Here is a 13906-nt window from a genome sequence, read left to right as displayed (position 1 = left end):
TAGAGCCATTCAATCGCCAGAGGGCCGCTAGGATCATTGAACATGCAGAAGCACGTGAAGCACAAGACCGATTGCCGCCTGTGCGGATCTTCGTCGCTCGAGCATGTCCTGCCGATCAAACCATCGGCGATCGGCGATGCCTTCGTCACGGCCGAGCGCAAGCACGAGCCGCAGGATCTTTATCCGCTTGACTGCTATCTGTGCCTTGATTGCGGCCATCTGCAGAACCTCGACGTCGTCGATCCCAACGTGCTGTTCCGCGACTATACATATCGGACCTCGGTCTCTCTCGGCTTGGTCGAGCACTTCAAGCGTTACGCCCATTCGGTGGTCAAAGGCCTGCAGATTCCCAAGGGTAGCCTCGTTGCCGAGATGGGCAGCAATGACGGCTCACTTTTGAAGGCCTTCAAGAACGAGGGCATGCGGGTGCAAGGTATCGATCCAGCACGCAACATCGCAGCCGCAGCGACCGAAGACGGCGTGCCCACCATCCCGGACTTCTTCACCAGCAAGCTGGCCGAGAAGATCCGGGCCGACCAGGGCAGCGCGGCTCTGTTCTGCGCCAACAACGTATTCGCCCATATCGACAACATGGCCGATGTCGTAAAGGGAATTCGACTGTTACTCGCGGACGACGGCGCGTTCGTGTTCGAGGTCTCTTATATCGTCGACATGATCGACAACATGGTGTTTGACACCATCTATCACGAGCACGTCTCCCATCATGCGCTGATTCCGCTCGAGACCTTCCTGAACAAGCACGACATGAGCCTGTTCCATGTCGAGCGAACCTTGACCAAGGGCGGCTCGATCCGAGCCTTCGCCCAACCCAAATCCACTGGCAAGCGGCCGCGTTCGGAGGAGTATCTCAAGCTTGTGGCCGAGGAGGAACGCCGCGGCATCACCAAGCCGAAGATCTATCGCGACTGGTTCGACGCGATCGAGACTCGCAAGCGTGCCGTCCTCGCCTATCTTGACAAGGCACGCGCAGACGGCAAGTTCATTGCCGCGTATGGCGCGTCGACCACCACCACGACCCTGCTCTATCATTTCGAACTGGAAGACCGGGTCAAATTCATCGTCGACGACAATCCGCTCAAGCAGGGTACTTTTAGCCCAGGCGCCCATATCCCGGTGCTGCCGTCTGCGGCACTTGCAACCAAGAGGCCCGACATTGTCGTTATCTTGGCCTGGATCTATGCCGAGACAATCCTGACGAGGAACGAGGCTTACATCCGGGCTGGCGGCAAATTGCTAGTGCCGCTGCCGGAGCCGCGGATCGTGGACGCAACCGGCTCGACGCCCCTCTAGGCGAACCGCCCGTGGGGCGGGTCTGGTGCCCCTCCGCCGCCTATGCAAAAAGCAACGGTTTTGGGTCTTTTCGGGGCCGCCCGATGTGTAGCTCCGAACTGGTTGACAGGGGCCCGCTAAAGTGGTCCAGCAGGCACCGAAGAGCGGCATGGAATGCCGTTTGGAGCCTTTTTCGGTATCCAATGCCGGATTATAAGCCTTCACGAGACTGCGCGCATGACGTCCCTGGCCCCTGAGCAAGAAGAGCATTTCATAGTTGCGGACGGGCGGCCCTTTACCTGGGCTCGCTGCCGCGCCGACATCGCTCCTTTCGTGACGCGCCATGTGACCTGGCGAGCGCTTGCCGCAGGCGACATTCGATCGAAATACCGTCGCACCTTTCTCGGCCCCTGGTGGATCACGGCGACCAACGGCCTGACCGCCGTGATCATGGGCCTGGTCGCCGGCCGGTTTCTTGGCGCCGATACTGCGACCTATCTGCCGAACTTTATGGTGAGCATTACCATCTGGAATTTCATCGCCTCCTCACTCGGCGAGTCCTGCCACACGATGATCAACGCTGGCGGGATGATCAAGGCGGTCGACATGCCGATCCTGATTCATGTGATGCGGATGGTTCAGCGCAACCTGATCATATTGCTACATAACATGGCAATCGTCCCGATCATTTGGCTGATCTTTCCTTGGCACATCGGTTTGCAGACCCTGCTCTGCCTGCCCGGCCTTGTGATCGTCTATGTCTTTGTGGTCAGCGCGTCGGTCATCATCTCGATGATCTGCGTACGCTATCGCGACGTTTCGCCGGTCGTCGCCGCGCTACTTCAGCTGTTGTTTTTTATCTCACCGATCATCTGGCTGCCATCGCATATCCGCGGAGGTGAGATCATTGTTCAGCTGAATCCGATTGCCTACCTGCTGTCGATTACGCGCGATCCTGTCATGGGAAATCCGACCGGTCTGACGAACTGGATGGGCGCGCTGGGCGCGGTTTCGCTTTTGACGGCGGCAATGATCTACGTCTATACGCGCTATCGCTCGCGGGTGGTCTACTGGGCCTGATGGTAGTTAGCCTGTCACCATGGACGCATCATGGCTCTGATTGAAGCCCGCAATATCGGCATCGAATTCCCGGTCGCGCCGCCGAACGCGCGGTCGTTCCGGCATCTGGCTCTGCGCACGGCCTCGCGTGTCGGCGGCAAGGTTCTAAAGAACGAAGGTTCGTTCCGGTTCGTCCAGGCTCTTGATGACGTAAGCTTCACCTTGCGCCGTGGCGATCGGCTTGGCCTCGTCGGGCATAACGGTGCCGGCAAGACCACGCTGATCCGCGTTCTTGCCGGCATCTACGAACCAACCCGCGGATCACTGCGCACGGTGGGACGCAATGTGCCAATGTTCGACATCGGGCTCGGTATGGACGAAGAGGCCTCCGGTTACGAGAACATCAGGATCCGCGGCCTCATTCTCGGCCTGACGCCCGAGGAGATCGAGGAACGGGTGACGGAGATTGCGGAGTTCGCGGAGCTCGGCGACTACCTAGAGCTACCGATCCGGACCTATTCGTCCGGCATGCTGCTTCGCCTGGTATTCTCGATCGCCGCTTCTATCCACGGCGAAATCATTCTGATGGACGAGTGGATCGCGGTCGGCGACGCACACTTCCGCAAGAAAACCCACGATCGCCTGCAGGACATCACCATGAGCTCCGGCATCGTCGTGCTTGCCTCGCACGATCCCGGCCTGTTGCGCGACACATGCAATCTGGGCCTTTACCTCGATGGCGGACGGGTCCGCGCATTCGGCCCGCTAGATGACGTCCTGAAGGAGCTGCCGACCGCCTGAGCGGTCCGCAACAAGAGAGGACACGCGCCAGGATGTTGTCTGACCCGATGAGCACCCAGCCTTCATCGTCATCTCGGCCGAACGTCACGCTGGTCGTCCCGAACTATAATCACGCGCACTATCTCCCAGAATCGCTCGGTAGCATCGCGGCCCAGACGCGGAAGCCGGACCGGGTCCTCATCATCGACGATGCCTCCACGGACGATAGCATCACGGTGATATCGCGTTTCGTGGCCTCTCATCCCAACTGGCAGCTCGTTCGTCACAAGACGAATGTTGGCGTGGTCCGCGGTCAGAACGAAGCGCTCGCGATCGCCGACACCGATTGGATCGGCTTTCTAGGCGCCGACGACGCACTGCATCCGATCTATCTGGAAAAGGCACTGGCGCAAGCGACGCGCTTTCCCGATGCCGGACTCATCTGCGCCTGCTGTGAGATTATTGGCCCGACAGGACCGTCCAAAGGACGTATGTTACGGCCGATGATGCTACCTGCATCGGCTTCGACGATGATGCGACCGGATGGTGTCCGCCGCATCCTGCGGGCCGGCGACAACTACTTCTCAGGAACCGTTTCGCTCTACCGTCGCAGCGCTCTGCAGGCCCTCGGCGGTTTCGACGTCAAGCTTGGCTCGTTCTCCGACGCTTTCCTCGCGCGCCGTCTCGCGCTCACCCACGGCTTCTATTTCCTTGCAGAGATCCTGGGCTACTGGCGCATTCACGGCCAGAACTACTCAACCACCACGGCGACTGACCCCCATGCGCTCGATGCCAGGCTCGCGGAGATCAGGACATTGATCGCCGACAGCGATCTGTTTCCAACTGGCTATGATGCTCTGTTTGCTCGGCGCAACCGCTTTGGCGCAGTGCGGATGGTGCTCGGAGCAAACGGACCGGCATCGTCCAAGGCCGCACGCGCGGCCGCCCTTCTCGGCGGCGCTGCGTTCGACGCATGCCTGCTACAGCTCCTGCTGAGATTAGGATCAATCGGCCGCCTTGCCGCGCTCGCCTGGACAACGCTGCGCATGCGGCCAATGTCGTTGACACGCCTACTCGCACAAAGTGGCGCGCGACGGGCAATCATTGCGGCAACGCCTGCGTATCGTGCACCATGACTACGCGCGCACCCATCGCCGCCCTGCGGCATCGCCTGAACAAGCTCTGGGCGAACTCCCTCGTCGTGCCCGCGCCTCGCGCGGTCTCTTCACCCAGTGAGAGTCCCCGATTGGCCAACGCCTGGCTGACCGGCCTCGCCTTCCGCCTCTACAGCTTCCTCAGCGCTCACCGCCGGCAGCTACTGCCGTTAACGACGCGCGCGGCCGGCTTCGTCGACCGCAGGCTGATCGATGCACCTGCTGGTGCAGCACTGCTGCGCATTGCTGATCGACAGCTGGCGCGTCGGGCGTCGGTCGGCACGATCGCCGCCCGCTTGATCGTCATCACACTCGCAGCCGCCGCCCAGGTTCATCTCGCTGCCAGCCGCAAGCCGAGCGCGCTGCGCGCAGTGCGGCTCTTGAACCTGATCTTTCGCGCCCAGGTGCGCGCACGTCGCGGCGCGGGCGCATCGGCCTACTTCACTACCCTGGCGCTCTCCAGCACCTACGACCGGATCGTCCGCGAAGTGTCAGAGCCTGAGCAAGTCGACAGCTTCGCGATTAATTTCGCCGTGGGCATCGCCCATACGTATGGCGGCAACTATTCTGTCGCACTGCACTTCCTCAGAGCGGCAGCGGCTTCAGGAGACAGCAACGCACTGCGCAAGCTCGGCTCCGTTTACGCCTTGATGAATGATTATGCGCAGGCCGCGGAATGCTTCCAGGCCTCGGTGAAGTTCGACCCGCGCTCGGTGATGGCGCACCAGAACTATGCGGGAGGCTACGATCCGTTGGCGTACAAGCCGAGTGCCTGGGAGCTCGAACACGCCGGCGAGCTTCTGATCTATGACAATCTGATCCAGCTTGGCGAGAACTTCTATCACCAGGGTCGCTACGACGACACCTTCCGTTGCTATCAAGCTGCGCTCAATCACCAAGATGCGCTATCGCGAAAATGGTCGGTCCCCGCTGCGCTCATGCAGCGCATCGCTGCCGCCAACAGCAACTTCAAAGCGGAGCTTCCGGTGCGGCTGCTCGGCTATGAGTGGGTGACCCTGATCGGCCATATCGGCTTTATCGATTGCCACCTCCGTATGGCGGAACTTGGCCTGTTGCCACGCGCTAATTATGTGGTGCTCGCGCCCCGCACTAAGGTCGTCAACCAAGCTTTTCTGAAACTGCTCGCACCACATGCGACGATCCTCGAAGATCCGAGGCTAGTCGATGACCTACTCCCATACCAGCGTCTGGTCGGCGATCAGTTTATTGCGGTGCGCGGCGACGGACCTTTGGCCGAACCCTGGGCTCATGCGGCCGCACGGGCGCAAGTCGCTTGGGCCGACCAGAGCCGCGGCCCGATCGTGGCAATCCCAACGCAGTTGCGCGAGCAAGGTCGCGCCAGGTTGCGCAGTGCGGGTGTCAGCGCCGACTGGTTCGTCGCGATCCATATTCGCGAGGGCGGATATCACGGCGATGGGCCGGGCACGACACGGCAACATCGCTCGGCCAATGTGAGCGACTATCTCAAAGCCATCGCTCATGTCACCTCGCGAGGCGGCGCGGTGGTACGGCTCGGCGACCGCAGCATGACGCCTCTGCGCGACATGCCCGGCGTATTCGACTACGCCCATAGCGACATCAAATCGCCAGAGATGGATCTTTTTCTCTGCGCGGAGGCACGCCTTTTTGTCGGAACCACATCGGGCCTCACGACCGCAGTACAGGCACTCGGCACCCCGATGCTGCTCGTCAACTGCATTTCCAACGATTGCCAGTTCTGGCATGAAAAGACCGATTTCATGCTACGGCTGGTTTATGATCGTCGGGAGCGTCGCTATCTCTCGCTGCGGGAAACTTATCGCCAGCCGCTGCAAGCATTATTAATTGATGCCGGAGTGCTCGCACGGCACGGTCTTGAGATCCATGCCAATCAACCTGAGGACATTGTCGCGGGGGTGTGCTACAAGCTCGACTCCCTTGAGGGAAAGACCCGCCACCTCCGGGCCGGAGGTGCCTTGCTTGATGCCTATCGGACGGCGTTGGCAGACAATCCGTACAATTTCGGAGCTGCGCTACCGGTCCCTTCCTTTTTGGAGCGGTTTCCGGAGCTGCTTGCCGAGGCCGGCTATAGATCTCCAGGAGGTGCCTTACTCCCGTTTGACCACGGCAAGACCGGTCGTTAACTCTTTGGCTATCACCCAACCGGAATGCTTGCTGCGACCAATTTGGAGCAGTTGCACGCGCCCGATTACACTTGACCTCGGTTATACCCGTGACGCTCGAAGCGCTAGGCTCGACCAGCCTGATGCACTTGGGCTCAACCTCATCTTCTGAATCCATGCGACGACGGGCCATCGAAACACAGCTCAATTTAGCGCCAGTCCCGTTCTGAATCCCGATCGCGGCGCAGCGGCTGATCGCGGACACCGATCTCCAAACGACTTGGAAGTCGACAGCAGCGTCAGCCGCGATGGGCGTTACTGAATCGTTGGGAACGAGCTTCCACCAGGATCTCAACTGCAGAATACGACCGGAATTTCTACGACCACCCATGTGAGGCCTATTTTCAATCGGGCCGCTCCGCTCGGATCCCTTCGCGCCTGAGCCGAGTTTCGGGCAAGTGAGTATCCTAGCTTCGTTCTCACAATGGACAGGTTCGCATTCAGCAATATCCCTTGGAAGCTAAGAGGCGACTGCTGCGGCGATCCATAACTGGCACAACGGCAACGCGGTGGGTTACCCATGCAATCAGACCTCAGCACTTGCGACCAGAGAGAGGCTCGATCATTTTAGCCAATTGCACCTCTTAAGGCTTCAAAGAGCGAGCTACGATACCCAGGAGAGACCCTAGTGTGACCGATCGACCCAGTTTCGTGGATAAAATCTCCCCGAAAGCACCGATTTATTCTATACGGCTCGTCTGCCTCTTCCGATCGTGAACCCAATGCCTGCCGCCCAACCGCCCTTCCCGCCGCGCCGTCTACTCTACGTCGCGAACGAGGATTACGCTTTCTTGATGCATCGCCTGCCGATGGCCCGCGCTTCGCGCCGGGCTGGATTTGAGGTTCATGTCGCAACGAATGTGAACAAGGGCGCCGAGGCCATTGCAGCCGAAGGTTTCATCCTGCATCCGATCCCATTCCGGCGGGGCGAACTGTCACCATCGGTCGCACTGCGCGTGGTGCAGGCGATCCGCGCACTCAAAACCACCATTAAACCTGATATCGTGCACCACTCCGGCCTCCAATCTAGCGTACTGGGCTCCCTAGCTGCAATCGGCACCGACACGCCGGTGATTAATGCTATGACGGGCCTCGGCTACATCTTCACATCGGACACATGGCGCTCACGCTTGCTGAAACAGGGCATGATGCGACTCCTTCCCTGGCTCATGAATATGCAATCAAGCCGCGTGCTCGTTCAGAACCCAGACGATCGAGCTGCCTTGCTCGCCCTTGGCATAAGGCAGGAAAAGGTCACGCTAATCCCGGGATCAGGCGTCGACACAAATCGGTTTCAGCCGCTGCCCGAACCGAACGCCCCCCTCACAATCGGCTTTGCCGGACGACTCCTCATTGACAAAGGCATCCGAGCACTCGTTGCCGCCCATGATCTGCTGCAGCAGGAGGGGCATGACTTCAATTTGGTCATTGCCGGCGATCCCGATCCTGCCAATCCTGCCTCCATCTCGGCGGACGAGGTAGCGCAATGGATCCGGAAACCAAGGATTACGTTGCTCGGTCAAATCGACGACATCACCATGCTTTGGCGTCGCTGCCATGTCGCGGTACTTCCCTCGCATCGAGAGGGGCTGCCAATGAGTCTGCTGGAGGCGGCAGCCTGTGGACGCCCGCTCGTAGCAACCGATGTCCCGGGTTGTCGGGAAATTGTGCTGAACGACAAGACGGGTTTGCTGGTCCCACTTGAAGACCCACAAGCGCTCGCGCAGGCCATTTTGCGACTAGGTAAGGCTCCGCATTTGCGTACTCAATATGGTGAAGCCGCGCGAGAATTGGTCGAGGAGAGATTTTCGTCGACCATTATCGGGAACGCTATTGTTCAACTCTATGACGATGTCATGATGAACTCGCGCCGTGCAGCTTCAGAAGCGATTTTCGGTTCGAATAAACACGATAGTGACGCCTTTTAGCCGACACACTGCTCTCCTATTGTAGCGATGAAGCGATCGCGGCAGTTCGGGTTCGTTGTCGTGAAGTGTGGTAAGCATGGAGTTGGATCTGGCTGAGCTCTCGGCCTTGCTTCCTGCCGCTCGTCCTTCATGACGTTGCTGAAGGAATCCAGGGTGTGGTCGATGTAGACGCTTCAACCTGACCCTGGCCGCGGGTAAGCGGATTGCTCTGGCCAGCTTAATCACCGGTCGTACGGTGGCCGACGGGATGGGCTTGCCGAGCAATTGTTCCCGCTCCTAGCGGAGTACAAGCGCGGCAACTCAAATTCCGCATCCCGTTCAAATCACTCGCTGTAGGATGCCACTGATCCCGCCGACAGCACGCATACTGAATGACCGGCTCTTGAGAATAACTTTCTGATCGTTCCGGCCAGCATAATCAACAATGGTGTCGCCCTCACTCACCACCGCATCGATTTAGCACTGGTGGCAGAACTGCCTGGATGGGTTCGGAGGCGGCGCGATCGCCTCTTCAACAGGTGTCGTCACGGCACGGCGACCGATGGCGAAGATGCATCGGAATTGAGGAAGGAAGCGTCCGAGATTAGGAAGAAACCCATCTCATGTGCCTGCTGACGTCGCAAAGCCCTTTGAAGCGGGAGAGATCATCGAATGATGAAATCACCGAGATGTAAATCATCCGCGAAATGGATCTTGGGCAGATCGCCAACAGCGTGGCTCCAGAGGTCGCGTTGCGCATTGAGCAATGAGAGCGTGTCGCTCGAAATCCGGAGCTGATCATGCAGCAGACCATCGGTCCAAACTGCTGGAGTCGTGTTCGGATCCGGTCTTGGCATCGCCGCATCCTCAACTAGCACTCGCGCGGTACTCACTAGCTTATCAGGAGCGAAAGCGAAGTTATCATAGTTGGAGCTTGCGCTCTCTAAAGCCGCGACTCCCCCGATGACACCATCTCCGTTCAGATCTTGCTGAAAACTCGGCTCAAGATTCCTGAGCGCCGTACTGGTCCCGAGCACAATGCCGGTTGGATTATTCAGATAATTGCCAGCGGCATCAGTGTTCCAGACTGTGAAATTGCCCGTGCCGGGCTGCTGCCAGGCAATCTCGTACCCCGTTGCGGTCTGCTCCACCGCAATCGGGGTCCACGGACTAAACTGCCCCGAGACAACTGCTGACCCACTATATTTCAGGATCGGACCGGTGCCACCGCCAACAGGATCGAGGGAGTAACAGTTGTTGTTTTGTACAAAGCTGGTCGAACCCAGCGATTCAATGACTGTTCCCGCAGCAGCTGCAGGTACTCCGATCACTCCATCTGTGTTCAGGTCCTGATGGAAGCTCGTCTCCATGGATTCGAGAGCGGCGCTGCTTCCCAACACCAAGCCGGTCGGAGTGTTTAAATAGTTGCCGGAACTATCCGTGTTCCAGATCAGAAAATAGTTGGTCCCGGGTTGCTGCCAGGCAATCTCATACCCCGTTGCGGTCTGCTCCGCTGCAATCGGGGTCCACGGATTAAACTGCCCAGATACAACTGCTGACCCACCGTATTTCAGCGCTGGGCCAGTGCTGCCGCCGACTGTTGGATTGAGGACGTAATTGTTGTTCTCTTGTACAAAGGTGGTCGAGCCCAGCGCTTCAATGACCGTGACTGCGCCGGAAGGAATTCCGATCACTCCATCTCCGTTCAGGTCCTGATGGAAGCTCGTCTCCGTGGATTCGAGGGCGGTGCTGCTTCCCAGCACCAGGCCGGTCGGAGTGTTTAAATAATTGCCGGAACTATCCGTGTTCCAGATCAGAAAATAGTTGGTCCCGGGTTGCTGCCAGGCAATCTCATACCCCGTTGCGGTCTGCTCCGCCGCAATCGGGATCCACGGATTAAACTGCCCAGATACAACCGCTGACCCACCATAATTCAGCGTCGGGCCAGCGCCGCCGATAGTCGGATTGAGAACGTAATTGTTGTTCTCTTGTACCAAGCTGGTCGAACCCAACGATTCAATGACTGTTGCAGGTATTCCGAAGACTCCATCTCCGTTCAGGTCCTGATGGAAGCTCGTCTCCGTGGATTCGAGGGCAGTGCTGCTTCCGAGCACCAGGCCGGTCGGAGTGCTTAAATAGTTGCCGGAACTATCCGTGTTCCAGATCAGAAAATAGTTGGTCCCGGGTTGCTGCCAGGCAATCTCATACCCCGTTGCGGTCTGCTCCGCTGCAATCGGGGTCCACGGATTAAACTGCCCAGATACGACTGCTGACCCACCATACTTCAGCGCTGGGCCATTGCCGCCGGCAGTCGGATTGAGGTAGTAGTTGCCACCTGACCGCAGCAGAGTCGTTGAGCCGAACGCCTCGATTGTGGTTGGCGTGATCAGAGCAATGAGCGTGGCACTCGTGACCGTGCCGTCGGCGAACTGGAAATACTCGACCCCCGTCACTGTGTCTGCGCCGTCGGGTGAGCCGGCGCGCTGATCGGCGATTGTGAAGGTCTGAGTATTCGAATTGTACGAGATCGCATAATTGGCTTCATTGCCGGAATACACCGCCGTATCGGTGCTGAAACTTCCATTGATGGTGTCGTTGCCACCGCCGCCAGTGATCGTGTCGTTGCCGCCGCCTCCGTTCAGGACATTCGCGATGGCGTTGCCGATGATCATATCGTTGCCGGAACCACCGTTCGCGTTGTCGATATAGGAGCGCGCGTCGTTGTTGTAGAGGTAGGCGTTGTAGACGTTGCCCGATGCGTAATGGCCGTCGCCGAGATAGGCCAGTTGAACGGAGGAGAGCACCGACGACGCGCCGGGATTGAGATTGATGCTCAGGTTCGTCGTGTAGTTCGACAGGTCGTAAGTATCGACGCCGCCGCCGTCCCAGATCGTCTCGTAGATTCGGTTGGCCGAGCCGCCGACGCCGCCGCCCGGCGCGAGCTGCCCGATGCCATTGATGAACTCCTGTCCCGTGCTCGGATTCCAGGTGTAGACCGTGTTGCTGCTCTGGGTCGTGAAGTTCGCGCCGTACATCGTCTGCAGTGCGAGGATGTCGTTGGCCATGTAGGTCTGCGGATATCCGTAGGCCTCATTGGTGTATCCGCTCGTGGTCGAAGCGCCGACATAGCTGCGATAGCTCATGACGGTATATTCGCTGTCGTCGTGCGCGGTCGGCACTGCGACGTTGGCCGGACCACCGGTCTCCTGGCTGTGCTTGAGGCCAATGCCATGGCCAAGCTCGTGGAGCGCGGTCGTGAAATAATAATTGCCGAGCTTGGCGAGCGAGTAGTTGTATTGAGTCCCGAACCAGATGTCGCCGCCGGACGCATAATTGCCGGGGTAGTAGGCGTAGGAGGTCGGATTGGCGGAGGGCGACTGCGCAATCATGATATCGGCGCCGTTCGTGCCCGCGTATTGGATATTTGCGTTGGTGTAGCCGTTGATCAATCCGATCGCGTAGTTGATCGCCGCCTGCATCTGAGTTGGCGCCGAGGCGAAGCCCGACGTGGTCGGCTCGCTGCTGCCGCCGGTGTACGGATTGGCGTAGTCGCTAGATGAATCCGGGAAACTGTAGGTGATCGCGCCCGACCACTTGTAGCCCGACAGCAGGCCGTCGACGTCGGCATTGTTGGTCTTGGTGACCGTGACAGCGGTAGCCAAAGGCGAAACTCCGAAGCAGCAAGCCCCGTCCAAACGAGGCGTTAACAGATGATTCTAGCTAGAGAGTTAAACGTTTGGTTTAAATGGGGCGAGACCGCCCGGACCTCTGCCATAATGCGGTGTTAGCCATCAAATACCGTAGTCATACTAGGCACGAGCAACAGCTTCGGTTCCAGCGGCACCCGTAATTTGCAGGGGTTCCATGAAACAACGTGCACTCTCGGCCGGCCTGTTTGGCGCTCTTGCGGCGCTCGCCGGAGTCGATCATACGCCCTTCGGAGGACTGCCCGTCATGGTGGAGAAGGCCAACGCGGATGACAACGGCAAGGCGGGACGCTCGCCCACCATGCCGATGGCCCGCGATCCTGCCGTTGCGGTGGCCGAGGAATACGAAGCCGCCCGCCGGAAAGGAACGCGGGAGGCGTTTGAGCTCTTCATTGCGCGGCACGGCGATGACCCGTTGGCCGAGAAGGCGCGCGCGGAACTGAAGCGCCTCTCGCGCTGATTCCTTCACGCCGCGCGGCAAACCGCGCCAGCCATTGCATTTCGGCAGGCGGCATCCGCGCCGGCCCAGACTTGTGGCAGGGCCTTTCGGCACTATGGTGGGCCGGCAATCTTTCCCGGAGCCATTCACGATGCCCTTTCCGCATGCCTCGGAAGCCCTGTCGCGCTTCACCGTGCTCGATCTGACCCGGGTCCGCTCCGGGCCAACCTGCGTGCGGCAGCTCGCGGATTGGGGCGCCAATGTCATCAAGATCGATGCACTGACCGAGGACGCCGGGGGCGAGCAGCCGGGCGGACCCAGGCGGGGTTCCGACTTCCAGAATTTGCACCGCAACAAGCGGGCCATGACGCTCAACCTGAAAGATGAGCGCGGGCTCGCCGTGTTCAAGCGCCTTGCCGCCAGGGCCGACGTCGTGGTCGAGAATTTCCGCCCCGACGTGAAGAAAAAGCTCGGCATCGACTATGAGAGCCTCGCCGCGATCAACCCGCGCATCGTCTATGGCAGCATCTCCGGCTTCGGCCAGGACGGCCCCTATCACAAGCGCCCGGGCTTCGATCAGATCGCGCAGGGCATGGGCGGGCTGATGTCGATCACCGGCGCGCCGGGCGGAGGACCGATGCGGGTCGGCATTCCCGTCGCCGACCTCACGGCGGGCCTGTTCTGCGCCATGGGCATTCTCACCGCGCTGCTCGAGCGCGAGGTCTCCGGCAAGGGCCAATGGGTGCAGACCTCGCTGCTCCAGGCCCAGATCTTCATGCTCGACTTCCAGGCCGCACGCTGGCTGATGGAGAAGGAGGTGGCCAAGCAGGCCGGCAACAACCACCCGACCAGCATCCCGACCGGCGTGTTCAGGACCTCGGACGGCTACATCAACATCGCCACCACGGGCGGGCGGATCTGGGAGCGCTGCGCCCAGGCGATCGGCGCGCCCGAGCTCCTTGGCCATCCCGATTACGCGACGGCCCCTGCCCGCTCCAAGAACCGCGACGCGCTCAACGCCGCGATCGAGAAGCGCACCGTGACTAAGTCGACCGAGACCTGGGTCCGTGAGCTCAACGAGGCCGGCGTGCCCTGCGGGCCAATCTATGCCATCGACCAGATGTTCGAAGACGCGCAGGTCAAGCATCTCGGCATCGCGCAGGACGTGCCGAACGACGAGGACCGCCACATCCGCCTGGTCGGCCAGCCCGTGACGCTGTCGCGCACGCCGAGCAAGATGGTGGCGCGGCCGCCGGAATTCGGCGAGCAGACCGACGAGGTGCTGAAGGAGTTCGGCTTCGGCGCCGAAGAGATTGCCAAGCTCAGGGACGCCAAGGTGGTGTGAGCCAGGTCAGAAACGACGATGCCCGGCAAGATTGCCGGGCAT

General features: G+C 59.8%; 9 protein-coding genes. 8 read left to right on the top strand and 1 reads right to left on the bottom strand.

All coding sequences use genetic code 11. The features are described 5' to 3' along the window. Positions 1–42 precede the first annotated feature (42 nt). The 6 genes from ACR9YP_RS17955 (at position 43) to ACR9YP_RS17930 (ending at position 8394) form a co-directional block, all read left to right on the top strand. The gene (locus ACR9YP_RS17955; protein ID WP_474220619.1) at positions 43–1311 is read left to right on the top strand and encodes a methyltransferase domain-containing protein; all 1269 of its coding nucleotides are present in this window, start codon (positions 43–45) and stop codon (positions 1309–1311) included. Between the two features lie 216 nt (positions 1312–1527). Then, entirely contained in the window at positions 1528–2370 is an 843-nt protein-coding gene (locus ACR9YP_RS17950; protein WP_474220618.1) for an ABC transporter permease, read from the top strand. A gap of 30 nt (positions 2371–2400) precedes the next feature. Beyond that, on the top strand, positions 2401–3150 hold the full coding sequence (locus ACR9YP_RS17945) for an ABC transporter ATP-binding protein (RefSeq protein WP_474220617.1): 750 nt from the start codon (positions 2401–2403) through the stop codon (positions 3148–3150). A 47-nt stretch (positions 3151–3197) separates the two neighbouring features. Next, positions 3198–4265 carry a glycosyltransferase family 2 protein gene (locus ACR9YP_RS17940; protein WP_474220616.1) on the top strand — a complete coding sequence of 356 codons (1068 nt, stop codon included), beginning with the start codon at positions 3198–3200 and terminating at the stop codon, positions 4263–4265. A gap of 110 nt (positions 4266–4375) precedes the next feature. After that, positions 4376–6427 carry a TIGR04372 family glycosyltransferase gene (locus ACR9YP_RS17935; RefSeq protein WP_474220615.1) on the top strand — a complete coding sequence of 684 codons (2052 nt, stop codon included), beginning with the start codon at positions 4376–4378 and terminating at the stop codon, positions 6425–6427. A 761-nt stretch (positions 6428–7188) separates the two neighbouring features. After that, positions 7189–8394 (top strand): glycosyltransferase family 4 protein, encoded by a 1206-nt coding sequence (locus tag ACR9YP_RS17930; protein ID WP_474220614.1) that lies wholly within the window; start codon positions 7189–7191, stop codon positions 8392–8394. A gap of 644 nt (positions 8395–9038) precedes the next feature. Here ACR9YP_RS17930 and ACR9YP_RS17925 read toward each other — a convergent pair. Further along, complete coding sequence (locus ACR9YP_RS17925) at positions 9039–12035, bottom strand: M10 family metallopeptidase C-terminal domain-containing protein (RefSeq protein WP_474220613.1); 2997 nt, start codon at positions 12033–12035, stop codon at positions 9039–9041. A gap of 202 nt (positions 12036–12237) precedes the next feature. Between ACR9YP_RS17925 and ACR9YP_RS17920 the strand changes: the two genes are divergently transcribed. Further along, positions 12238–12540, top strand: coding sequence for a hypothetical protein (locus tag ACR9YP_RS17920; protein WP_474220612.1), 303 nt, complete (start codon positions 12238–12240; stop codon positions 12538–12540). A 130-nt stretch (positions 12541–12670) separates the two neighbouring features. Beyond that, positions 12671–13864, top strand: coding sequence for a CaiB/BaiF CoA transferase family protein (locus ACR9YP_RS17915; protein ID WP_474220611.1), 1194 nt, complete (start codon positions 12671–12673; stop codon positions 13862–13864). Positions 13865–13906 lie beyond the last annotated feature (42 nt).

The organism is Bradyrhizobium sp. BR14999, from assembly GCF_056106085.1.
The sequence above is the reverse complement of the archived record's forward strand: the minus strand, read 5'-3'. Positions and strand labels throughout refer to the sequence as shown.

Excerpts from the sequence above, each read along its gene's own strand:
- ACR9YP_RS17920 (WP_474220612.1), top strand. The coding sequence starts at position 12,238 with ATGAAACAACGTGCACTCTCGGCCGGCCTGTTTGGCGCTCTTGCGGCG.
- ACR9YP_RS17940 (WP_474220616.1), top strand. The coding sequence starts at position 3,198 with ATGAGCACCCAGCCTTCATCGTCATCTCGGCCGAACGTCACGCTGGTC.
- ACR9YP_RS17915 (WP_474220611.1), top strand. The coding sequence starts at position 12,671 with ATGCCCTTTCCGCATGCCTCGGAAGCCCTGTCGCGCTTCACCGTGCTC.
- ACR9YP_RS17950 (WP_474220618.1), top strand. The coding sequence starts at position 1,528 with ATGACGTCCCTGGCCCCTGAGCAAGAAGAGCATTTCATAGTTGCGGAC.
- ACR9YP_RS17930 (WP_474220614.1), top strand. The coding sequence starts at position 7,189 with ATGCCTGCCGCCCAACCGCCCTTCCCGCCGCGCCGTCTACTCTACGTC.
- ACR9YP_RS17955 (WP_474220619.1), top strand. The coding sequence starts at position 43 with ATGCAGAAGCACGTGAAGCACAAGACCGATTGCCGCCTGTGCGGATCT.
- ACR9YP_RS17945 (WP_474220617.1), top strand. The coding sequence starts at position 2,401 with ATGGCTCTGATTGAAGCCCGCAATATCGGCATCGAATTCCCGGTCGCG.